20 protein-coding genes and 1 pseudogene are annotated in these 21,460 nt (G+C 67.9%); 10 read left to right on the top strand and 11 right to left on the bottom strand.

Annotated elements, in window-relative coordinates; genetic code table 11:
- Positions 1-54: 54 nt before the first annotated feature.
- From L0966_RS10685 to L0966_RS10675, 3 genes are all read right to left on the bottom strand, one after another.
- A complete protein-coding gene (locus L0966_RS10685; protein ID WP_234051873.1) occupies positions 55-525 on the bottom strand; it encodes a hypothetical protein in 471 nt (156 codons plus the stop codon).
- Positions 526-968: 443 nt separating this feature from the next.
- Positions 969-2,267 (bottom strand): hypothetical protein, encoded by a 1,299-nt coding sequence (locus L0966_RS10680; protein ID WP_370640701.1) that lies wholly within the window; start codon positions 2,265-2,267, stop codon positions 969-971.
- Between the two features lie 238 nt (positions 2,268-2,505).
- The gene (locus L0966_RS10675; protein WP_234051872.1) at positions 2,506-3,456 is read right to left on the bottom strand and encodes an acetyl-CoA carboxylase carboxyltransferase subunit alpha; all 951 of its coding nucleotides are present in this window, start codon (positions 3,454-3,456) and stop codon (positions 2,506-2,508) included.
- A gap of 213 nt (positions 3,457-3,669) precedes the next feature.
- Between L0966_RS10675 and L0966_RS10670 the strand changes: the two genes are divergently transcribed.
- Together L0966_RS10670 and L0966_RS10665 are read left to right on the top strand one after the other, a co-directional pair.
- Positions 3,670-3,960 carry a YggT family protein gene (locus tag L0966_RS10670; protein ID WP_234051871.1) on the top strand — a complete coding sequence of 97 codons (291 nt, stop codon included), beginning with the start codon at positions 3,670-3,672 and terminating at the stop codon, positions 3,958-3,960.
- A 4-nt stretch (positions 3,961-3,964) separates the two neighbouring features.
- Positions 3,965-4,255 (top strand): annotated as a pseudogene (locus L0966_RS10665) (DUF167 family protein); the annotation flags it as partial.
- A gap of 422 nt (positions 4,256-4,677) precedes the next feature.
- On the opposite strand, the gene L0966_RS10660 reads toward L0966_RS10665, so the two are convergent.
- Positions 4,678-5,118 (bottom strand): hypothetical protein, encoded by a 441-nt coding sequence (locus tag L0966_RS10660; protein ID WP_234051870.1) that lies wholly within the window; start codon positions 5,116-5,118, stop codon positions 4,678-4,680.
- 366 nt (positions 5,119-5,484) lie between these two features.
- Here L0966_RS10660 and L0966_RS10655 point away from each other — a divergent pair, with 366 nt between their 5' ends.
- The 5 genes from L0966_RS10655 to L0966_RS10635 all read left to right on the top strand — a co-directional run bounded on the left by L0966_RS10655 (position 5,485) and on the right by L0966_RS10635 (position 10,278).
- Positions 5,485-6,042, top strand: coding sequence for a manganese efflux pump MntP family protein (locus L0966_RS10655; RefSeq protein WP_234051869.1), 558 nt, complete (start codon positions 5,485-5,487; stop codon positions 6,040-6,042).
- Positions 6,043-6,652: 610 nt separating this feature from the next.
- The gene (locus L0966_RS10650) at positions 6,653-6,958 is read left to right on the top strand and encodes a hypothetical protein (RefSeq protein WP_234051868.1); all 306 of its coding nucleotides are present in this window, start codon (positions 6,653-6,655) and stop codon (positions 6,956-6,958) included.
- 79 nt (positions 6,959-7,037) lie between these two features.
- Entirely contained in the window at positions 7,038-7,523 is a 486-nt protein-coding gene (locus L0966_RS22370; protein ID WP_304945436.1) for a hypothetical protein, read from the top strand.
- A 48-nt stretch (positions 7,524-7,571) separates the two neighbouring features.
- The gene (locus tag L0966_RS10640; RefSeq protein WP_234051867.1) at positions 7,572-8,207 is read left to right on the top strand and encodes a hypothetical protein; all 636 of its coding nucleotides are present in this window, start codon (positions 7,572-7,574) and stop codon (positions 8,205-8,207) included.
- A 7-nt stretch (positions 8,208-8,214) separates the two neighbouring features.
- Entirely contained in the window at positions 8,215-10,278 is a 2,064-nt protein-coding gene (locus tag L0966_RS10635) for a heavy metal translocating P-type ATPase (RefSeq protein ID WP_234051866.1), read from the top strand.
- 90 nt (positions 10,279-10,368) lie between these two features.
- Here the strand turns inward: L0966_RS10635 and L0966_RS10630 are convergent, their stop codons facing one another.
- From L0966_RS10630 to cysS, 4 genes are all read right to left on the bottom strand, one after another.
- Positions 10,369-10,770 (bottom strand): DoxX family protein, encoded by a 402-nt coding sequence (locus L0966_RS10630; RefSeq protein WP_234051865.1) that lies wholly within the window; start codon positions 10,768-10,770, stop codon positions 10,369-10,371.
- Between the two features lie 360 nt (positions 10,771-11,130).
- The gene (cimA, locus tag L0966_RS10625) at positions 11,131-12,726 is read right to left on the bottom strand and encodes a citramalate synthase (protein WP_234051864.1); all 1,596 of its coding nucleotides are present in this window, start codon (positions 12,724-12,726) and stop codon (positions 11,131-11,133) included.
- On the bottom strand, positions 12,723-13,217 hold the full coding sequence (locus tag L0966_RS10620) for a GNAT family N-acetyltransferase (protein WP_234051863.1): 495 nt from the start codon (positions 13,215-13,217) through the stop codon (positions 12,723-12,725). The genes cimA and L0966_RS10620 overlap by 4 nt, the downstream gene beginning before the upstream one ends.
- Positions 13,214-14,602, bottom strand: a complete 1,389-nt coding sequence (gene cysS, locus L0966_RS10615; RefSeq protein ID WP_234051862.1) for a cysteine--tRNA ligase — start codon at positions 14,600-14,602, stop codon at positions 13,214-13,216. The genes L0966_RS10620 and cysS overlap by 4 nt, the downstream gene beginning before the upstream one ends.
- A 454-nt stretch (positions 14,603-15,056) precedes the next feature.
- Here cysS and L0966_RS10610 point away from each other — a divergent pair, with 454 nt between their 5' ends.
- The gene (locus L0966_RS10610; RefSeq protein WP_234051861.1) at positions 15,057-15,362 is read left to right on the top strand and encodes a hypothetical protein; all 306 of its coding nucleotides are present in this window, start codon (positions 15,057-15,059) and stop codon (positions 15,360-15,362) included.
- An 18-nt stretch (positions 15,363-15,380) separates the two neighbouring features.
- Here L0966_RS10610 and L0966_RS10605 read toward each other — a convergent pair whose 3' ends face one another.
- Entirely contained in the window at positions 15,381-15,887 is a 507-nt protein-coding gene (locus L0966_RS10605) for a CreA family protein (RefSeq protein WP_234051860.1), read from the bottom strand.
- Between the two features lie 264 nt (positions 15,888-16,151).
- On the opposite strand from L0966_RS10605, the gene L0966_RS10600 reads away from it, so the two are divergent.
- On the top strand, positions 16,152-17,240 hold the full coding sequence (locus tag L0966_RS10600) for a TRAP transporter substrate-binding protein (RefSeq protein WP_234051930.1): 1,089 nt from the start codon (positions 16,152-16,154) through the stop codon (positions 17,238-17,240).
- Positions 17,241-17,442: 202 nt separating this feature from the next.
- Entirely contained in the window at positions 17,443-18,579 is a 1,137-nt protein-coding gene (locus L0966_RS10595; RefSeq protein WP_234051859.1) for a DUF2865 domain-containing protein, read from the top strand.
- Between the two features lie 334 nt (positions 18,580-18,913).
- Here the strand turns inward: L0966_RS10595 and L0966_RS10590 are convergent, their stop codons facing one another.
- Entirely contained in the window at positions 18,914-20,320 is a 1,407-nt protein-coding gene (locus tag L0966_RS10590) for a glutamate--tRNA ligase (RefSeq protein ID WP_234051858.1), read from the bottom strand.
- A gap of 127 nt (positions 20,321-20,447) precedes the next feature.
- Positions 20,448-20,792, bottom strand: coding sequence for a hypothetical protein (locus L0966_RS10585; protein ID WP_234051935.1), 345 nt, complete (start codon positions 20,790-20,792; stop codon positions 20,448-20,450).
- Positions 20,793-21,460 lie beyond the last annotated feature (668 nt).

The following is a 21,460-nucleotide window of genomic DNA, read 5'->3' as shown; positions in this document are numbered from 1 at the left end:
CCTTCGGGTGCCCCCCGCATGCGAGACAGCCCGAAGGCGAAGAGCGTCCTGACCTTACTTGGTCACGGCGATGGCGACGGACTGATTGAAGGTCACCTGCACCAGGTCACCAACCTTCAGGCCCTTCACCTTCTCCTTGTGCTCCGGCTTCTTGGCCTGCACCTCATAGAGACGGCCTTCCGGGCCCTTCAGGGTGAGGGTGGCGTCATCCGGGTCCATGCGCACAATCTCGGCGGTCAGGCGGATGGTGTCCACCACGGCGCCCGACGGCTTGGTGCTCTTCGGATCGCTGAGGACCGCCTGCGACACCTGAATGCCCGGCGCGGCGCCGGCCTCGGGCTTGGCGATATCGATGATGGCCGCGTCGGTCTCCGTGATGGTCACGGTGTCGCCGACCTTGATCTCGTCGAACTTCTTGATGGCCGGGCCGGCCTTGACGGTGAAGAGATTGCCCTCGGGCCCCTTCAGCACGACCTGGCGCGTGTCGGCATCCACGGCGATCACCGAGACCTTGACCTGGCTCACATCAACTTCGCCCTCAGCCGCGATCGGCTGAGCGAAAGCCGACACCGCGCCAAGGACAGCAGCGCCGGCAACCATGGAAAGACGGGCCGCCATTTTCTTGAATGCCCTAGTCTAAGTCTCCTTGTTCCCAATCCCGGCCGGCCGCGGGCGCCCCGACAAGAAATGCCGGGCTTCACCTCATCGCAGAAGCGAAGCCCCCGACCAGCCGACGTGACCTTAGCCGTAGCTTTGCGAACGAGGCGTTACACGTCAAAATTTCACACGACAAAAATGGGCCCTATCGCGCGCCCGCTTGTCGCAGCCCGCGCGTATGCTCCCCGCCCCGAGGTGAGCGAGGCTATGAAACGAGGCGGCGAAGGGAAGCGGGGGGCCATAACACCACTACGCCCGGCATTTCGCCGGGCGCACAAAATCGGTGAAGCCAGCACCCCAGAAGGCGTTTCTCAGCGCGCGAAGCTTGAGGTTTCCACCACGTCGGAAGCGCCGGAGAGCGTATCCGAAGGCCCCACATTGGCCGGCCGACCCGCCACCACCAAGGAGGGCTTCGGCAGCTGCGTGGCAGACGCCTGCGGCTTGGGCGCCGGCGCGGGCACGTTGCTGGCCCCCGTTGCCGGCTGCACAGGGCTCGGCGGCGGCAGGGGCGCGGCCGTAGCCGGCGCGGCATTGGGCACCGCGGTGTCGGAAGCCTCGCTCACGGAAGCCGCAAGGCTGCTGAGGGCAACACTTTCATCCACCCGAGGCGGGCGCGTGGTTTCAGGAATGGTGCCCGGCGCCTGGGGCGCGAAGGCGAACTTGCCGTCGCCTTCCTTGCGCTTGATCTCCGCCAGGAAAACCGGATGCATGCCGCCATCGGCCCCGGTCTTCACAGGGGCGAGGGGCGAGCTCTGCGAAAGGGCCGCAATCTGCGCGTCGTCAGCGCGGCTCTTCGAAGCCACCGCATTCGCCACCGACGGCGCCACCTGATAGGGCGGGCACGCGGCATCGGCATCGAAGCGCGTGCCGGGAGCGGGCTGGGCGTCGAACACGTAGCGGCGCCCGCACACGCTCACCTTGGGCTCTTCGCGGGTCACCAGGAAGTGGTCGTTGCCTTCCTTCAGGTTGCGCCAGAAAGCCATGTTCGGATTGTTGCGATGACGCGCCATGTTCTTCGGCGTCATGCGGAAGGGATAGGCCTGCACCTGGAACGAGCGCTGACCGCCCGCAAAGCTCTCACGCGCCAGCGAGAAGATTTCCGAAATTTGCTCGTCGGTCATGGCATAGCAGCCCGCGGACGAGCAGTCGCCATGCACCATCAGGAACTCACCGGTGCGGCCATACGACTTGTCGAAGGCGTTCGGGAAGCCCAGGTTGAACGAGAGATAATAGCTGGAATTCGGGTTCATCTGGCCGGGCGTGATGGCATAGAAGCCCTCCGGCGCCTGCCGGTCGCCCATCTTCACCTTGGGCCCGAGCTCGCCGGACCAGCGGCAGATGGGATAGGTCTTCAGCAGCGCATAGCTGCCAGACGCATTCTCCTTCCACACCTCCAGCTCCGCTTCTTCCTTAAAGATGCGAACGAGGATGGGGGACGCCGGCGTCATGTTCTTCTCGCCGATCAGCGAGACCATCTGCGGCGACAGGGGTTTGTTCGCCTTGCGCGCGACCTCGTCGGTCTGGTTGCAGGCGGCAAGGGCGAGCGCCGCCGTGGCGGCCAACGCCGCCATGCGGACGCGGGACGAAATCTTCGTCAGCGGACGGCTCAACGCGGAACTCCTGATACCTGTCCGGGCACCGTAGCGGCCATCCTCAGCCCCTGCCTCTTAACGAAGCCTTAACAAGAGGAGCACCGTCTTGGCGCCCATCCGCAAGGCTTCCTGCAGTTTTTACAAGAGAAGCCAATTGCGGCTAAGATGAGATTGTTCCCGCACGCAGAACGGCCGGACGGCGCGGGAACGCCGCCCGACATATCCGCATCACCCTTGAACGCGGCAGGACGCCGGCTCAGAGCCCGCGTCCGATGGCGAGGAATTTTTCCCGCCGCGCCTTGCGCAGGGCCGGCCCCTCAAGGTCCGACAGGGAGCCGAGAGCCTCGGCGATGGCGTCGCCCGCCGCCGCGATAGCGGTATCTGGATCACGATGGGCGCCGCCCACCGGTTCCTTCACGATGCTGTCGATCACCCCGAACTTGAGCAGGTCCTGGGCGGTGATCTTCATGTTGGTGGCGGCATCCTGCGCCTTGGCGGTGTCGCGCCACAGGATGGAGGCCGCGCCTTCCGGCGAGATCACGGAGTAGATGGCATGTTCCATCATCAGAACGCGGTTGGCGGTGGCGAGCGCGATGGCCCCGCCCGAGCCGCCCTCGCCGATGATGATGGACACGTTGGGCACGCTGAGACCCAGGCAAGCGTCGGTGGACCGGGCGATGGCCTCCGCCTGGCCGCGCTCCTCGGCGCCGATGCCGGGATAGGCACCGGCGGTGTCCACGAGGGAGATCACCGGAATGCCAAAGCTGTCGGCCAGCTCCATCAGGCGCACCGCCTTGCGGTAGCCCTCCGGACGCGCCATGCCGAAATTGTGACGAATGCGGGTCTCGGTGGTGGAGCCCTTCTCGTGGCCCAGCACGCAGACGCTCTCGCCGCGGAAGCGGGCGAATCCGCCGATGATGGCCTCATCCTCACCAAACTTGCGATCGCCGGCGAGGGGGGTGAACTCCTCGAACAGCCGCTCGGCGAACGCGCCGAAATGCGGCCTCAGCGGATGGCGGGCGACAAGGGTCTTCTGCCAGGGGGAAAGATTGGCGTAGAGGGCGACGAGCGCGTCATGGGCCTTGGCCTCCAGGCGCTGCACCTCGTCGCCGATAGCGACGCCATTGGACGCCGAAAGCGCCCGAAGCTCTTCCACCTTGGCCTCGAGTTCGGCGACCGGCTTCTCGAAGTCCAGATAGCTGCGCATGCTTGTCCGTGGGGTTGGAAAGGACTGATCGGTGCCCCTCCGATGGGCCGGGAAGCTGCCCGTGCGGGGCCGCCAAGTCAAGGGCGGGACTTTACGGGGGGTTGCCACAGCTTTAACGCGGGCGTGACATCCCGCACCGCGCAACGGCCTTGTTCCCGCCCCCGCGGAGAGGCTATTGCTTCTCTCGCGAACTGCCGAGGAAGCTTCACCCACATGCGCGCGCTGCTCGACGTCATCCTGGTCGTCCTGAACCTTTATGTGTGGCTGCTGATCGCCGCCGCCGTCCTGTCCTGGCTCGTCGCCTTCAACGTGGTGAACCCCTACAACAAGTTCGTCCACAATATCGGCGAGTTCCTGTTCCGCATCACCGAGCCGGTGCTGGCCCCCATCCGCTCCGTGATCCCCGCCCTCGGCGGCATCGACCTTTCGCCGATGGTGCTGATCCTGATCATCTTCTTCCTTCAGCGGGTGATCGGCCTCTACATCTATCCGAACGTGTTCTGATCCCTTGAGCGTCTTCCGCCCCACGGACGAGGGCATCGAGCTTCACGTGCGCGCCACCCCCAAGGGGGGGCGCGATGCGCTCGATGGCGTCGCTCAGCTCTCCGATGGGCGCAGCGTTCTGAAGGTGCGGGTGCGCGCCGCGCCGGAGGATGGCGCGGCCACTGCCGCCGTGGCAAAGGTGATCGCCGACGCCCTTGGCGTCTCGGCCTCGCGCGTCACCCTGGCATCGGGCGCCACGGCGCGGCTGAAAACCTTCCGCGTGGAGGGCGACCCTCAAGCCCTCGCCGCCGCCCTCCTGCGCAGTGTACCGGAGGCCTTGCCACCGGCAGTGGCCGTTCCGGCACCACCCACCGGCCCCGCACCTGCCACCGGCGGAAACGCGCGTAAGCGCCGCCGCTAGAGTGCCTTCGCATTTCACCGAATTGCAGAGCGGCTCCGCATCATTGCCTTAACGTGCCGTCTTCCCGCGAGCGCGTATCCGCTTCGCGCGCTCGCGGGCAAAGTCCCATCATCCATCCCATACCGCTCGCCGCCGCGGCGCGAAAATAGATCGCGCGCGACATGCACGGCCCGATCCGGTCGCGAGGCCGCAGGCTGGGCGCGGACCCGCCAGGGCGGCCCGCGTCACCCCCTGGGAGTGCGACAGGCACGGCCGCGGGTTCAGCGCAACGGTCGCGCTCCGCCCCCGCCGCCCGAAGCCGCCGCCGAGCTCGCGCCTTATTTGCCGCCGTCGTTATTGGACGTGCCGCAGGTGTAGCCGACGAAGCATTGCGGATTGTCAGGCATGGGCAGCCAGGCCGGCTTGGCGCTCTGGCCCTCGGCGCAATAGGAATCATCCAGCACATAGCGCTGGGCATTGCCATTGCCCGTCGGCACAAGCAGGGCGCCCTGCTGCTTCACAGCCGCGGCCAGTCCGGCGCAGGTGCTGGGCGGCACCGGAATGGCCATCATGCCGGCGGGTGGGTTGTTGTTGCCGAGGATGGCCGTGCCGTCTCCCGGCACCGGCACGCCGGACGCGCCCAGATCGGGCGGCGGCGTCAGCGCATCGGTCTGGGCGACCGCCGGCAGGGTCAGAAGCGCGCCGGCCAGCGCAAGAGCCATCGCCGCGCCACGGCCCGCGCGCATCTCACGGCGCAGCCGATCCATCGTCCATCCCATTGGAAACCCTCCCCCATGCCGTCGCGAAAACCGCGACGCCCCATTTCGCTCTAGAGCATTTTGATGACGCGCGGAATGAGCAAAGGGTCGGGCCGCGAACGCGCCGGGGGGATGCGGCAACGCACAATTTCCACCTCCCGAGGGTTTGACACCGGCGGCGGTTACCTTTATCAGCCCGGCCATCGGGGAGTAGCCACCGCCACTGAGCGGGGCCGCGTCAACACACTCGCACCTGCGCCGCGGATTGGCGTCGGGCGTGGCGCGACCAGCCGAAGTCCTCGGCCCGGCAAGACCGTCGTGATCCGCGCACCCTATCGGACGAGGTGCGCCGGCACGCGGTCACAGCCGTCCGATGGACCTTGATTCATGTCTCCTTTCGCCATTGCCGCGCTGGCCTTCAGCATGTCCGTGGACGCCTTCGTCGTTTCCGTGGGGCGCGGCGCCGCCCTTGGGCGGCCGCGTTATTCCGAAGCCCTGCGCACCGGTGCGGTGTTCGGCATGGTGGAGGCGCTGACCCCCGTCGTCGGCTGGGCCGCGGGCGTGGCGGCCAGCAGCCTGGTGGAGGCGGTGGATCACTGGATCGCCTTCGGCCTGCTGGGCCTGGTGGGGCTGCACATGATGTGGGCCGCCATGCGCCGGGAGGAAGAGGCCGAGCCGCCGAAGGCTTCACTGCCCGTGCTCATCGCCACGGCCATCGGCACCAGCCTCGATGCCATGGCGGTCGGCGTCTCCCTCGCCTTCTTCGATGTGAATATCCTGGTCATCGCGCTCGCCATCGGCCTCGCGACCTTCCTCATGTCCTCCGGCGGCATGCTGATGGGGCGGCTTATTTCCGAGCGCTGGGGCCGGATCGCCGAAGTGCTGGCGGGCGTGACGCTGATCGGCATCGGCGCCTCCATCCTGCTGCGCCACCTCTACAGCTGACCTCACTGCCCCGCACGAAATGAGCCCCCGCCCTGCCCGGGCGGGCTTGATGGCGCGCGCCCGTTGGCCAGCGCCATCAAGAGCCCCTGTGCACCGCGCATTCACCCCCCCAAAGCAGTCATCCTGTTATTTTTTGATTATACTAATTCCAATCTTTGATTTCATCGAACATTTTCAGCGCGACACTCGATTCCGGTGACATATGTCAAAGTATATGTTCTGTTTTCGCGACAAACGTGGCAGGACTATAGGATAGGTCGTCACGCCGGCACGCACCTGCGCGCGACAGATCGACGGAGTCAGAGCCGATGACGCATCTGAGACTGTTCGACGCGATGCGCGCGACTGCGCTCGCCGGCTCATCGCACGGCCCAGACAGCTCCTGGAATGGCTCTAAGTCGGCCCACCTTCGCCCGAATACGCAGAAGGTTGGCGGCATTTTCTCGATGAATGAGAAACCCCGGCGTGGGGCACGGCGGCGCCCCGCCGCGCCATCCGAAAGGCCCGGCGCCCGTGCACCCCTTGGCCAGGCGCAGCGGCGCCATGGTGCCAGCATCGGCGCAAGGCCGGAAACTCCCAATCGGGCGGGTGACGAGGACAAGACGGTTCGATGATTCCAGACCTTTCCCCTTTCCTGCACCTGCGTCGGTTCGTTTCCATCGCCCACCACGTGCCCGGCCGCATCCGGCTGAAGCTGGATCTGGCCGCCCTCATGCACCTGCCAAAGGTGGATCCGGAGCCATTCGTCATGCTGGTGGGCCGCATCCGGGGCGTGAAGACGACTCGGCTGAACGCGGCGGCCCTGACCGTCGTGGTGGAATACGACCCCCATCTCATCCCCCCCGCGCTCTGGCCGCGCCTGCTGGTGGCGGACGCCGAGGAGGTCGAGCGGGCGCTTGCGGCCCACGTGGTTTGAAACCGACGCCCGGCGCGCCGCGCAGGAAAGCCAGGTCCCGCCATTTCACTTTTCGCATTTTGATTCGAGGACGAAGCCGATGTCGAAGAAGTACCCGCAATGGGACAACCAGCAGTCCGGCACGACCCAGGGCGGCCCGCAGGCGTCCGGCCAGTGGTCTTCTTATGGCGGCTGGAATGCCGGCGCCGGCCCGCAAGGCGGCTATGGCCAGCAGTCCGGCTACGGACCCCAGCAGGGCTATGGCGCGCAGAGCGGCTTTGGCGCCCAGCCGGGCTACGGACCGCAGGGTGGGTACGGGCCGCAAGCCGGTGGCCCGCAGGGCGCGGGCGGCCCGCCGCGCATTGATGCTCTGGATGTCCTGGAGGGGGTGCTGAAGGATGGATTCAGCCTGTCCAACCTCACCCGCATCGCGCGGGCGAGCGGCTCCAATTTCTGGATCGGGACGGCCATTGGGGTCGGTGTCGTGGTGCTGTTGAACCGGCCCGACGTGCGCTCCGTCTTCTCCTCCGTCTTCAGCAAGGCCGCCGCGTCGCCGGATTCCTCGGAGGTTCCCCCCAAGGCGTGACCGCGCGCCGAACCCCCATCCGCGAACAGAAATTCAGGAGTTTCCATCATGTCCGACGACCACGGCTCCAGCCAGGGCGTGCACTACCACTATCATTTCTATGGCTACGGCCCCGGCGAGGGCTTCGCCCCCCAGGGCGGCGATAATGGGATGGGCGGAACCACGTCCGAAGCCGGTGCCCAGGACGGCGGGCAGGACGGCGCCCAGCGTCGGGGCGGCCGTGGCATGGGCGGCGCCCAGGGGGGCCAGGGTGCGGGCGGTCCAGCGGCAGGTGCTCACGGTTCGCACGGCCACAATGCCGGGGCCGGCGCGGTCCCGCCCGGCTTTCCTCCGCCCGGATTCCCGTTTGCTCCCGGCGGCGCCACGGGCGCGAATGGCGCCCAGGGCCCGCAAGGCACGCAGGCTGGCACCGGTTTCAACTGGCACCAGCACCCGGCAGCCGATTCGCTCATCAAGGGCCTGGTGGTCGGCGCCGGCGCGGCCTACCTGCTCACCAATGAATCGGCCCAGCGCACCATTCTGCGCACCGCGGTGCAGGTGTGGAGCTTCCTTCAAGGCAGTGTCGAGGAGCTGAAGGAGCGCCTGCACGACGCCGAGGCGGAGGTGGCCGCCGCCACCGCGCCCGCCGCCCCCGTGGAGCCCGCGGACGTGGTGCCCGCTGCCTCGCCCGCCAGCGAGAGCTGAGAGCGTCGTGAGCGTCCGCATCGTTCACGAAGTCCCGGGCCGCATGCGCTTGCGGCTCGGCGGCGACGTTTCCCGGCTGGCGCGGGCGGCCACTGCCGTGCGCGATGTGCGCGGCGTCAAGGCCGTGCGCATGAATGCCGGCTGCCATGGCCTGATCGTCAGCTATGACGGCAGCGCCGATGCCCGGGCGCGGATCCTCGCCCGGGCCGCCAATCCCCCCGCCAACGCCCCGCCTCTGGTGCAGGGCGAGGCCTCCGATGCCGCGCCGCTGGTGTTGTCGGCGGCGACCCTGGTGGCCGCCCGGCTGCTGCCGCGGCCGGCGGCCGCGGCGCTCACCTACGCGAACATTGCGCCAACCATCGTTCGTGGCATCGCCGCCGCCATTCAGCACGGCCTGAAGGTGGAAGTGCTCGACGCCATCGCCATGGGCCTGCCCACCGCGCGCGGCGAGTTCACCACCGCGAACTTCACGCGCCTTCTGGTCGAGCTGGCGGAATATATCGAATCCACCACCATCGAGCGCTCGGACGAACTCCTGCGCTCCCTGCTCCACCGCTCGCCCGACGATGTCTGGATCGAGGCCGGGCAGGGCGAGATGCTCCAGGTGCCGTTCGACAGCCTGACCGGCGGTGAGCATGTGGTGGTCGGCCTCGGCGAAACCATTCCAGTGGACGGCACAGTGGTGGCGGGCGACGCCTATGTGGACCAGTCCGCCGTCACCGGCGAGAGCCTGCCCATCCCCCGCGCGCCGGGCGGCACGGCTCTGGCGGGTGGCATCGTCACCGACGGCCGGCTCGTCATCCGCGCCGAGCGGGTGGGCCAGGCCACCACCACCGGCCGCATCGCCCGCTATATCCAGGATGCGCTGGAGCGGCCGGCGGAGATCCAGTCGGTTTCGGATGCGCTGGCGGACCGGCGGGTGGGCATCACCCTCGGCTCGGCCGCCGGCGTGTTCGCGCTGACGCGGGACTGGAAGCGCATGGAATCGGTGTTCATGGTGGACTATTCGTGCACCGTGAAGCTCGGCACCCCCATCGCGCTCAAGACCGCCATGTTCCAGGCGGCCAAGCAGGGTTGCCTCGTGAAGAGCGGCCAGGCCATTGAGCTGCTGGCCGATGTGGACACCCTGGTGTTCGACAAGACCGGCACCCTCACCCACAACACGCTGCAGGTGACGGACGTCTGCCCCCTCCACCCCCATGTGGACGAGGAAGAGGCGCTGGCCCTGGTGGCCTCTCTGGGCGAGCACACCAACCACCCCATCGCCCGCGCCGTAGTGAAGCTCGCCCGCCAGCGCAAGCTGGCCCATGTGCCCCATGAAGAGGTGAACTTCATCGTGGGCCACGGCGTGGAAGCGGAAGTGGATGGCGACATGATCCGCTTCGGCAGCCGCCATTACCTGGAGGATGACGAGAACATCTCCTTCGCCCGCCAGCGCGCGCAGGTGGCGAGCTTCCAGGAAGAGGGCAAGTCGCTGCTCTATGCGGCCCGCAACCAGAAGCCACTGGCCATGTTCGCCCTGCGCGACCGGGTGCGCGAGGAAACCCCCGCCACTCTGGCCCGCCTGCGCGAGCTGGGCATCAAGCGCATCGTGATGATCACCGGTGACGCCAAGGCCAAGGCACTGGCGCTGGGCGAGGCGCTGGGGCTCGACGACGTGTTCTACGAGCAGCAGCCCGAGGACAAGGCCCGCATCGTCGCGGAGCTGAAGGCCTCGGGAGCCAAGGTGGCCTTCGTGGGCGACGGGGTGAATGACGGCCCGGCGCTGATGACGGCGCATGTGGGCGTGGCCATGCCCCGCGCCGCCGATATCGCCCGCGCCACGGCCGATATCGTGCTCACCGACGACCGGCTCGATTCGCTCGCGGACATGGTGGAGATTTCGCAGGCCACCATGCGGCTCATCCGCTCGAACTTCAACGTGGCGGTGGGAGCGAACTCGGCCATCCTGGCGGGCGCGGTGCTGGGCTATCTCTCGCCTATCGCCACAGCAGCCCTGCATAACGGAACCACCATCGCCGTGCTCATCCGCTCTCTGCTCGCGGGGCGCGGCAAGCACGCGGCGGCCTGAGGCCGCCAGCGGCAAGGCACAGGACGAACAAAGAAAACGGCCCCGAAGCACCCGCTCCGGGGCCTTTTCGTCAAAAGCGCCCAGCGCCGCTCAGGAAACCTTCTCCCGGCGCAGCGGCCAGGCGAAGAAGCCGAAGAAGCCGGGGTTCTTGTTCCAGGCGTCGAGGGCCACCGCGAGCGAGGCCACCCCCCAGAACACCAGATATTCCACACCGTGCCCGGCCCAGAACCAGCTGAGGCCGTGAACGCGCGCAGTGGCATAGCCCGCCACCAGCATCAGGCCGGCGGAGAGGATGCCGAGATACTTGGGAAACAGGCCAAGGGTGAGACCGATGGCACTGGTGAGCTCCATGATTACCGAGAGCACCACAAAGCCCTCAGGCGGATAGAAGCCCGCCCGCGTGAAAAAGCCCACCGTGCCGGTGAAGCCGACGATCTTTGAGATCGAATGCGGAAAATAAAACAAACCGCAGATGACCCGAATAACCACCATAGGCTCTGTGAAATCAAATCTTCCAGATGCGGCGGGCATGATGACACATTCCTATTCTTGCATCCGCGTGAGATCAGGATGACCACGACGTGGCTGCCAATGTCCTCCAATTCATTGGGGCAACATTGACATGACGCAAGCTTGGGCTTGCCACAACGCACTGCGTTTTTGCATTTTTGAAAAGCAGACTTCCTTTACCGGACGCAAGCGCCCCGGCCGCTCGCGCAAGTGGAAGCCAGATGAGATACAGTCAAATGCTGAGCCACCGCGCCACGCAGGCGGAGATTCAGGACACATCCGGCGACCGCCGCCCGGGCCTGCGGAATGGGCTGACCCGGGCGGGGGACCTGATCTCGCGCCTCAGGCGGTGGCGCCTTCCTGGATCAGCTTCCAGGTGATGGAATCGAGCAGGGCCTCGAAGGACGCATCAATGATGTTCGGCGACACGCCCACGGTGGTCCAGCGCTCGCCCTTTTCGTCGGCGCACTCCACCAGAACGCGGGTGACCGCCTCGGTGCCGCCATTCAGCACGCGCACCCGGTAGTCGGTGAGGCGAAGGCCCGAGATCAGCGGCTGGTACTTGCCCAGATCCTTGCGCAGGGCGACATCCAGGGCGTTCACCGGGCCGTTGCCCTCGGCGGCGGAGATGAACACCTCGCCCCCCACGTTCACCTTCACGATGGCCTCGGCCACGGTGGTGAGCTCGCCTTTGGCGTTGTAGCGGCGCTCCACATTCACGCTGAAACGCTCCACCGTGAAGAAGTCCGGCGCCGAGCCGAGCGCCCGCCGCGCCAGCAGCGCGAAGGAGGCATCGGCCGCCTCATAGGAATAGCCCAGCGCCTCGCGGGTCTTCACCTCGTCCAAGAGGCGCGACAGGCGCGGGTCGCCCTTGTCCACCGCCACGCCCAGCCGCTCCAGCTCGGCGATGACGTTGGACTTGCCCGCCTGATCCGACACCAGAAGCTTGCGGCGATTGCCCACCGCTTCCGGCGGCACATGCTCATAGGTGGCCGGGTCCTTCAGGATGGCGGAAGCGTGGATGCCGGCCTTGGTGGCAAAGGCGCTCTCGCCCACATAGGGCGCATGGCGGTTCGGCGCTCGGTTCAGCATCTCGTCCAGGGCGCGGGAGACATGAACCATGTCCGCCAGCCCTTCCGGCGACACGCCGATGTCGAAGCGCTCGGAGTAATCGGTCTTGAGCATCAAGGTGGGGATGATGGAGCACAGGTTCGCATTGCCGCAGCGCTCGCCCAGGCCATTGAGCGTGCCCTGGATCTGCCGCGCCCCGCCGCGCACGGCGGCCAGCGAATTGGCCACCGCCTGCTCGGTGTCGTTATGGGCGTGGATGCCCAGATGATCGCCCGGAACCACCTTCGCCACCGCGGCGACAATGGCCTCCACTTCCTCGGGAAGGGTGCCGCCATTGGTATCGCACAGCACCACCCAGCGCGCGCCGGCCTCAAAGGCGGTGCGAGCGCAGGAAAGGGCGAATTCAGGGTCTTCCTTGTAGCCGTCGAAGAAGTGCTCGCAATCCACCAGCGCCTCGCGGCCAGCGGCCACGGCCGCCTGAACGCTGTCACGGATGGAGACAAGGTTCTCCTCTTTGGTGGTCTCCAGCGCCACCCGCACCTGATAGGCGGAGGACTTGGCCACGAAGCAGATGGCATCGGCCTTCGCATCCAAGAGCGCGGCGATGCCGGGATCGTTGGAGGCGGAGCGGCCCGGCCGCTTGGTCATGCCGAAGGCAGTCACGCGCGCGCTGGCCGGGTGGACCTCTGAGAACAGCTGGGTGTCGGTGGGATTGGCGCCGGGATAGCCGGCTTCCACATAGTCCACCCCCAGCCGGTCCAGCAGGCCCAGAACCTTCAGCTTGTCCGCCAGCGTGAAGTCGACGCCATTGGTCTGCGCACCATCGCGCAAGGTGGTGTCGAAGAGATAAAGGCGCTCGCGGGTCATTGCAGGCGGCCTCCTTCGCCCAGGGATTTGCGCAGGGTGGTGTTGCTCAGCCACTCGCCGCCCAGAGACACCGTATTGCGGCGCTCCGGCTGGTAGCCGCGCTGCTGGAAGAAGCCCAGGGCGGTGTCGCTGGCATCCACCGTCAGCGCCTTGGAGCCGCGCCCGCGCGCCAGCGTCTCGGCGGCATCGCACAAGGCGGTGCCGACGCCGCTTTCCGCCGCCTGGGGCAGCACATAGAGCAGGTCGATATGGCTGTCGTCCTTCAGCGCCACGAAGCCCACCGGTGCGCCGGCGCGCAGGGCCACCAGCGTCAGCAGGCTGGACAGGCGGGCGCCGAACGCCTCCTCGTCATCGGCGGCGGCGGCCCAGGCTTCCTGCTGGTCCTCGTCATAATCGTCGCCGGTCAGCTCCTCGATGGAGGCGCGGAACAAGGCCGCCAGCGCCGGCGTGTCGGCCGGCAGGAAAGGGCGCAGGGACACACGCTCGCTCATCGCGCCACCTCCCAGCTGGTGGTGCCGTCCTTATTGTCCATGAGCACGATGCCCTTGGCGGCCAGCTCCTCGCGGATCTGGTCGGCGCGCTTGAAGTCCTTGGACTTGCGGGCGGCCAGACGCTCGGCGATGAGCGCGCCGATGGTGGCCTCGTCCAGGGCGACCGACTCCTTCGCCCGCGCGCGCCAGGCGCTCTCGGTTTCGGTGAGCAGGCCCATGAGGTTGGCCGCGCCCTTGAAGCGGCGGCGCAAGGCGGAGGAGGCCTCCTCATGCTCCGCCACATCGGCGAGATGGTGCAGGTGGGAGATGGCGGACGGGGTGTTGAGATCGTCCGACAGCCGCTCGGCAATCTCGTGCTCGAAGGGATTGTCCGCCCCGCTCTCGGCCTCCACGTCGCCGATGACGCGATACCATTTGTCCAGCGTCTTGGCGGCGAAGCCCAGGCCCTGGCGGGTCCAGTTGATGGGCTGGCGATAATGGGTGGACAGCATGGTGAGGCGCAGCACCTCCCCCGGCCACTCCTCCAGCAGCTCGCGGATGGTGACGAAGTTGCCGAGCGACTTCGACATCTTCTCGCCTTCCAGCATCAGGAAGCCGTTATGGAGCCACATCTGCGCCATCACGCCCGTATGGAAGGCGCAGCGCGACTGGGCGATCTCGTTTTCATGATGGGGGAAGATGAGGTCGATGCCGCCGCCATGGATGTCGAAGGTCTCGCCCAGATGGCGCCACGACATGGCCGAGCATTCGATATGCCAGCCCGGCCGGCCGGGGGTCTTGATGCCGCAGGGCGAATCCCAGCCCGGAACGCCCATGTCGGAGGGCTTCCACAGCACGAAGTCCATGGGGTCGCGCTTATAGGGCGCCACATCCACCCTGGCCCCGGCAATCATCTCGTCGAGGGGGCGGCGGGAGAGCTGGCCGTAATCGGGCATGGAGGGCACGTTGAACAGCACGTGCTCCTGCTCCACATAAGCGTGCCCGGCCGCCACCAGCCGTTCGATGAGGGTGCGCATCTCGGCGATGTGCTCGGTGGCGCGCGGCTCCACGGTGGGGGGCAGGCAGCCCAGCGCCGCCGTGTCCTCCCGGAACCAGCGATAGGTCTCCTCGGTCAGCTCGCGGATGGAGATGCCGCGATCGGCCGCGCGGGCGTTGATCTTGTCGTCCACGTCCGTGATGTTGCGCACATATTTCACGTGCTCGGCGCCATAAAGACGGCGCAGCAGGCGGAACAGCACGTCGAACACGATCACCGGGCGGGCATTGCCGATGTGGGCATGGTCGTAGACCGTGGGCCCGCACACATACATGCGCACGTTCAGGGGATCGAGCGGACGCAGCGCGTCCCTCGACCGGGTCAGGGTATTGTGAAGCCGCAGCTCCATGGATCGCTCCGCTTCCCGTAAAGGCGCGACAGGCGCGCTCGCCTCGAAACGCGCGCGAACGCGCGTGCCGGTCCGCCGGCCGGGGCGTCCAGGTCCTTAAAGGGCTTTAAGGGTGCAGCAAGGGACGGCCGCGGCCAGCTTCTCGGGCTAACCGCAAATAATCGGCAGACGAATGCCGAAGATGGAAAAAGGGCCGTTCATGGCGGCGGACAATGGTCGGGCGCGGCCCATCCGTCAAGGATTTTCGCTTCACCGGAGCCTTGCGCGGCGGCCGTCGGCCCGGCCCCCGCCCTGCCCCCGGCGCGACGCTGCAGTGCGACATTCGCAGATTGACCGCCCCCGCCCGACGCAGCTATGCCGGCGGCATCGAACGAGCGGGCGGCAGGCCCAGAGGCGCACCACGCCGCAGTGGAGCCGGCCGCCGTGGCTTCAACCGGAAGCGATACCTCTGCCCATGTCCATCCTTCGCGTGCTGGCCCTTGCCGGCGCCTGCCTTCTCTCGACCGCCGCGCTGGCGGATACGCGCATCTTCATCATCGACAATTCCGACGGCTATGGGGTCGACGGATGCCTGGCCTCGGGCGCGCCCTGCGGCGAGCGGGTGGCCACCGCCTGGTGCCGCACCCATGACTATTCCCGCGCCCTCGATTTCGGCCGGGTAGAGAACGAGCCCCTGGCACCGGCCCCTTCCCCGGCCACCCACGCAAGTTGCGCCGGCCCCGCGTGCGCGAGCTCCGTCGCCATCACCTGCTCGCGCTGAAGACGCTGGCGCCGGGCCTCATTTCAGGTAATCGGCGCAGCGCGGCACCTCACCCGTGCCGCCCCACGGCATGATGGGCACGGTGGAGGTGGAGTTCTTCGGGCTGCCATCAATGAGCTTGTCAGAATAGACGAGATAGACCAGCACATTGCGCTTGGTGTCGCAGCCGCGGACGATCTGCATCTTCTTGAAGAAGAAGGAGCGTCCTTCGCGGAACACCACATCGCCCTGGTCGAACTTGCCCTTGAAGGAGATGGGGCCCACTTGGCGACAGGCCAGGGAGATGTCCGACAGCTCCTCGGCCACGCCGAGCATGCCGGAAACGCCGCCCTTCTCCGGGGTGGTGTAGTGGCAGGCCACGCCCTCCACCAGCGGATCGTCGATGCCGTAGACCGCCAGCTTGTCGTCAGGGGTCAGGAACTTCCAGACGGTGGATTTCTTGAAGATGAGATCGGGCTCGGCGGCCAGCGCGCCACCGGCGGACAGAAGAAGGCCCGCCAGAGCGAGCATTGCGGCGCGCCGCATAAAAGTCCCGTTTGCCATCATAAAGCCCCTCGGACCACGCATGGCCCCCATATGGGATGCCACGGGCGAAAGCGGAAGCGGCGCATTCCGATTGACGGCGGCCGCGGCCCGTGACACCCCTGCCTTCCCGCCACCGCAGGACGCCCGCGAGCCCAGCCGGTTCACCCGGCCCGAGGGCCACCCCTCGCCCAGGCGCCGGAAGGGATAAAGACGCAACCGGAGCGCGGACCGCCGCGCGCCGGCCGAAGGAGATTGTTGATGGACATGAAGCGCCGCCAATTCATGGGCGCCACGGCAGCCGTCGCCGCCAGCACGGCGGTGGCCGCGCCGGCCGTGGCCCAGAGCGCCCCCGAAGTGAAATGGCGCCTGACCTCGTCCTTTCCGCGCTCCCTCGACACCATTTACGGCACCGCCCAGATCCTCGCCCAGTATGTGTCCGAGGCGACGGACGGCAAGTTCCAGATCCAGACCTTTCCCGCCGGCGAGATCGTGCCGGGGCTCCAGGCGCTGGACGCAGTTTCCACCGGCTCCGTGGAATGCGCGCACACGGCCACCTATTTCTATACGGGCAAGAACACCGCCCTGGCATTCGGCACCGGCGTGCCGTTCGGCTTCAATTCGCGCCAGCAGCACTCCTGGTGGCACTTCGGCGGCGGCGCGGAGCTGACCAATCGCATTCTTGCCGATTACAACGTCACCGCCTTTGCCGCCGGCAATTCGGGCTGCCAGATGGGCGGCTTCTTCCGCAAGGAACTCACCTCCCTCGACGACCTGAAGGGCCTCAAGTTCCGCATCGGCGGCCTTGGGGGGCAGGTGTTGGCCAAGCTGGGCGTGGTGCCCCAGCAGATCGCGCCCGGCGACGTCTATCCGGCCCTGGAGCGCGGCTCCATCGACGCCACCGAGTTCGTCGGCCCTTATGACGACGAGAAGCTCGGTCTCGTGAAGGTGGCGAAATACTACTATTACCCCGGTTGGTGGGAAGGTGGGGCCATGCTCCACCTGATCGTCAACAATGAGCGCTGGGCGGCGCTGCCCAAACACTACCAGTCCATCGTGAAGCTCGCCTGCGAGGCGGCCAATTCGTGGATGCTGGCCAAGTACGATTCGGTGAACCCGCCCGCCTTGCGCCGCCTGGTGCAGCAGGGCGCGGAGCTGCGCCCCTTCCCGCCCGCCATCATGGATGCCGGGCACAAGGCGGCGCTGGAACTCTACAAGGAGCTGGCGGCTTCCAACCCCGCCTTCAAGGAGGCGCTCGATTCCATGAACGCCATCCGCACCGACCAGCTGGTGTGGTGGCAGATCGCGGAATATGCCTTCGACAGCTTCAACATCCGCAACCGCGGCAAGAGCTGACGCGGCGCTCAAACCGGCGTGAAGGCCGCGTCGCCTGCGAGCCCCCGACCCAGGGGCGCCAGGGCGTTGCACGAAACGCGCGCGGATGCGTGCCGGGGGCGGATTCCACAGTTTGGTCACCATTTGAAACGCGCCGCGGGCTATAGACGGACCATCAGGCGGCTTACGCCCGCGGCATCGACTGACCTTGAGAAGGCTGAGGATGGGATTTTCGCGACGCTTGGGCGCCATCGCCCGTGGGCTTCTGGTGGCGGCGGCCCTGCCAGCCGGCGCGGCGGGCGCGTGGGCGCAGCAAAGCTCCACCTGCGCCCAGCTCGAGGCCTCCCTCTCCTCCCTTGACCGGGGCGCCGATTCCTGGGCCTCCCGGCAGGCCCAGGCGTCCAAGCTCCGCAGCGACCTGGAGCGCTACACCGCCCAGGCCCGCAACATGGGATGCGACGCCCCCCGCGGCTTCCTCATCTTCCAGAATCCCGGCCGTCCGCCCCAGTGCGACCAGATCGACGACCAGATCTCGCGGCTGCGGTCCTCCATCGCCGGGCTCGAGCGCGGCGGCAGCTCCGATCAGGCCGGCCAGCGCCGCGCGCTCATTCTCGCGCTCGCCCAGAACAATTGCGGCTCGCAATACACCGCCGCCGTGCGCTCGGCGTCGCCGTCCCAGCAGCCCCAACGCCCCCGCAACTTCCTCGAGGCCATTTTCGGCGCGCCGGTGCAGAGCGATTCCGACGAGGGCGCGCCGGATGTGGACCTGAACGCGGTGGCCCCGGCCAGCAAGTCCACTGGCGGCGGCTCGCGCACCGTGTGCGTGCGCATGTGCGACGGCTATTATTTCCCGTTGTCGCGCTCCTCCAACTCCAACCGCTATGCGTCCGAGGACGCGCTCTGCAAGCGGCTGTGCCCCAACGCGGATGCCCAGCTCTTCACCCTTTCGGGTGACGACATCCGCAACGCATACAGCGTTTCCGGCCAGTCCTACATGTCCACGCCGAACGCCCTGCGCTACCGCAAGGAGCTGGTTTCCTCCTGCACCTGCCGGGCGCCGGGTCAGTCCTGGGCGCAGGCGCTCGCGGGCATCGAGGACGAGACCACCCTTCAGAAGGGCGACATCCTGGTGACCGAAGAGCAGGCCCGCGAGATGTCGCAGCCCAAGCCAGTGGACTCAGCTCCCGGCGCGAAGGGCAAGAGCGCCAGCACCGCGCCGGCCACAGCCACCGATGCCGGCCCCGCCGGCAGCACGGCGGCCAACGTCTCGGCGCCCATGGCCCCCGCCTCTGAGCAGCCCGGCCAGCGGCCCGTCCGCATCATTCCCCTGCCCCGCTCGCAGAACGCGCAGCAGCAGTAGGCGGCGGGCCCCTCCGGCCCGCATGATTCTCGCAGCGGGGCCAGGGATGCGGAGCGCTCTGGAGGCCGACGGCTTCCGGCACTCTGGCTCCAGCGCGACCCGCGCGCGCACTGGCTCTCGGCGGGGTGGCGATGGGGCGTCGGGCCCTCAACAGTGCCGGCCCACGACACGACCTGCTTCCGCGCGGTGTCCCCCTCAGGCCGCAGATGCGCGCGCCACGGCATCGGCGACGCGCGCCGTGCGGCCGATGCTCTCAAGGTCGCGCGAGCCCTCGCCCCTGCCCTCTTTTCCGCCCCTCTGCCCGCCCACGGAGCGGCCGTCTTCCGCGCCGCGGTCAGCCGGCCTGCCCATTCAGGCGCGCGGCCACGCGCTCACGCCCCATGAGCGGCAGCAGGCTCGCCAGCTCGGGGCCGGTGTCGCGGCCCGTCAGGGCGCGGCGGATGGGGTGGAACAGCGCCTTCCCGGCACGCCCGCTCTGCGCCTTCACCGATTTGATCCACGCGCCATAGGTGGCACCATCCCAAGGCTCCGGCGGCAGCAGGGCGGCCGCGGCGGCTAGGAATGTCTGATCGTCAGGCTCGACGGCGGCCTCCTGCGGCAGCGAACACACCGCCCACCAGGCCGCCGCATCGGCAAAAGTGGAGAGGTTTCCGCGCACCGCCAGCCAGAACGCCTCGCCGCCCTCGATGCCTGCCGCAGCGAGCCGCGACGCGACGGCCTCATAAGGCAAACCATGAAGAGTGCGGGCGGTGAGGCTGGTCACGTCATGGGGGTCGAACCGCGCCGGCGCGCGGGAAATGTGAGCGAGATCCACCATGCCCGCCAGCTCGTCCAGGCTCCCCACCGGCTGCAGAGCATGGGAGGTGCCCACCAGCACCGCCGCGGCGGCCACAGCCAGGGCCTCCTCCCCCGCCTCGCGCAAGGCCCTCAGCGAGAGATGGCCGAGCCGCTTCGACAGCCCCTCCCCGCTGGGCAGGGTCAGGAGATTGTGGTGGGCGAAACAGGGCGCGCGGCCGCCCAGGGCTTCCATGATCTCGATCTGCACCGCGGTGTTGGTCACATGGTCCTCGCCGCGCACCACCATCGTGACACCCATGGCGAGGTCGTCCACCACCGAAGGCAGGGTGTAAAGGAAGCTACTATCTGCTCGCACCAGGACGGGATCCGAAAGGCTCGCCGTGTCCACCTGCTGGGGCCCGCGCACGGCATCGTCCCACGACACGGTGCGGTGATCGAGACGGAAGCGCCAATGGGGCCTGCGCCCCTGTGCCTCCAGCTCGGCGCGCTGGACCTCAGTCAGCGCAAGGGCCGCGCGGTCATAGACGGGTGGCAGGCCGCGCGCACGCTGCAGGCGGCGTTTCAGCTCCAGTTCGTCCTCGGTTTCATAGGCCGGGTAGAGCCGGCCGGCGGCCCTTAGGCGCGCGGCCGCGCTCTCATACAACGCGAGGCGCTCGGACTGGCGATAGAGCGCATCCGGCTCGATGCCCAGCCACGTGAGATCCTCGCCGATGGCATCCGCGAACTCGACGCGCGAGCGCGCGCTATCGGTGTCGTCCAGGCGAAGGATGAACGTGCCGTGGCCGCGACGGGCCAGCAGGGCATTGAGCAGCGCGGTGCGGGCATTGCCCACATGCAGCAGCCCGGTGGGGGAAGGCGCGAAGCGCAACACGGGCTGAGCCGGCTCTGCAGCCGAGGGGGAAGCGGCAGGCACCGCAATGTCGGAAGGGGCGCGATCGGACATGGGCAGGGGCATAGACCGATGCGCACGCTCCGTCGATGCCCACGATTACGCTTTTCAACGCGGCGCCGATCAATGGCGCGAAAAGAGGAGGAACCGGGCGGCCGAAGCCGCCCGGTTCCCTCAGCAATCACGGACGCTGCGGCGGGCAATTGGGCCCGTTGCACTGAGGCTTGTTGCCCCGCTGCTGCTGCGGCTGTTGCTGGCGTTGCTGCTGACGCTGCTGTTGCTGCATCTGCTGTTGCTGACGCTGCTGTTGCTGCATCTGCTGTTGCTGGCGCTGCTGTTGTTGCATTTGCTGCTGCTGACGCTGCTGCTGCTGCATCTGCTGTTGCTGACGCTGTTGCTGCTGCATCTGCTGTTGCTGACGCTGCTGCTGCTGCATCTGCTGTTGCTGACGCTGTTGCTGCTGCATCTGCTGTTGCTGACGCTGCTGTTGCTGCATCTGCGGCTGCTGACGTTGTTGCTGCTGCATCTGCTGTTGCGGCGGACGTTGAGCGCCAGGCTGCGTGCCAGGAGCACCCGGTGCCGGACGCCCGGGAGCACCAGGCTGAGCCCCCGGTGCGCCGGGAGCCGGACGCCCGGGAGCACCAGGCTGAGCCCCCGGTGCGCCGGGAGCCGGACGCCCAGGAGCGCCAGGCTGAACGCCAGGGGCCCCGGGAGCCGGACGCCCAGGAGCACCAGGCTGAACGCCAGGGGCCCCGGGAGCCGGACGCCCAGGAGCGCCAGGCTGAACGCCAGGAGCGCCGGGAGCCGGACGCCCAGGAGCGCCAGGCTGAACGCCCGGGGCGCCGGGAGCCGGACGCACGGGAGCGCCAGGCTGAACGCCAGGAGCGCCGGGAGCCGGACGCACGGGAGCGCCAGGCTGAACGCCCGGAGCGCCGGGAGCCGGACGCACGGGAGCACCAGGCTGAACGCCCGGAGCGCCGGGAGCCGGACGCACGGGAGCACCAGGCTGAACGCCAGGAGCGCCGGGAGCCGGACGCACGGGAGCACCAGGCTGAACGCCAGGAGCGCCGGGAGCCGGACGCACGGGAGCACCAGGCTGAACGCCCGGGGCGCCGGGAGCCGGACGCACGGGAGCGCCAGGCTGAACGCCCGGGGCACCGGGGACAACCGGCTGCACACCGGGAGCGCCCGGCA

Origin of the sequence: Xanthobacter sp. NM-59, from assembly GCF_021401125.1 — a bacterium.
Classification (GTDB): domain Bacteria; phylum Pseudomonadota; class Alphaproteobacteria; order Rhizobiales; family Xanthobacteraceae; genus Xanthobacter.
This window is presented reverse-complemented; position numbering and strand designations above follow the sequence as displayed.

Bases quoted from the DNA above. Each gene is read 5' to 3' on its own strand.
- L0966_RS10655 (WP_234051869.1), top strand. From the start codon at position 5,485: ATGTCTCCTTTCGCCATTGCCGCGCTGGCCTTCAGCATGTCCGTGGAC.
- L0966_RS10605 (WP_234051860.1), bottom strand. From the start codon at position 15,887: ATGCGGCGCGCCGCAATGCTCGCTCTGGCGGGCCTTCTTCTGTCCGCC.
- L0966_RS10620 (WP_234051863.1), bottom strand. From the start codon at position 13,217: ATGAGCGAGCGTGTGTCCCTGCGCCCTTTCCTGCCGGCCGACACGCCG.
- L0966_RS10600 (WP_234051930.1), top strand. From the start codon at position 16,152: ATGAAGCGCCGCCAATTCATGGGCGCCACGGCAGCCGTCGCCGCCAGC.
- L0966_RS10675 (WP_234051872.1), bottom strand. From the start codon at position 3,456: ATGCGCAGCTATCTGGACTTCGAGAAGCCGGTCGCCGAACTCGAGGCC.
- L0966_RS10640 (WP_234051867.1), top strand. From the start codon at position 7,572: ATGTCCGACGACCACGGCTCCAGCCAGGGCGTGCACTACCACTATCAT.
- L0966_RS10630 (WP_234051865.1), bottom strand. From the start codon at position 10,770: ATGGTGGTTATTCGGGTCATCTGCGGTTTGTTTTATTTTCCGCATTCG.
- L0966_RS10585 (WP_234051935.1), bottom strand. From the start codon at position 20,792: ATGCAGCAGCAACAACGTCAGCAGCCGCAGATGCAGCAACAGCAGCGT.
- L0966_RS10660 (WP_234051870.1), bottom strand. From the start codon at position 5,118: ATGGGATGGACGATGGATCGGCTGCGCCGTGAGATGCGCGCGGGCCGT.
- L0966_RS10590 (WP_234051858.1), bottom strand. From the start codon at position 20,320: ATGTCCGATCGCGCCCCTTCCGACATTGCGGTGCCTGCCGCTTCCCCC.
- L0966_RS22370 (WP_304945436.1), top strand. From the start codon at position 7,038: ATGTCGAAGAAGTACCCGCAATGGGACAACCAGCAGTCCGGCACGACC.
- L0966_RS10650 (WP_234051868.1), top strand. From the start codon at position 6,653: ATGATTCCAGACCTTTCCCCTTTCCTGCACCTGCGTCGGTTCGTTTCC.
- L0966_RS10595 (WP_234051859.1), top strand. From the start codon at position 17,443: ATGGGATTTTCGCGACGCTTGGGCGCCATCGCCCGTGGGCTTCTGGTG.
- cimA (WP_234051864.1), bottom strand. From the start codon at position 12,726: ATGACCCGCGAGCGCCTTTATCTCTTCGACACCACCTTGCGCGATGGT.
- cysS (WP_234051862.1), bottom strand. From the start codon at position 14,602: ATGGAGCTGCGGCTTCACAATACCCTGACCCGGTCGAGGGACGCGCTG.
- L0966_RS10610 (WP_234051861.1), top strand. From the start codon at position 15,057: ATGTCCATCCTTCGCGTGCTGGCCCTTGCCGGCGCCTGCCTTCTCTCG.
- L0966_RS10670 (WP_234051871.1), top strand. From the start codon at position 3,670: ATGCGCGCGCTGCTCGACGTCATCCTGGTCGTCCTGAACCTTTATGTG.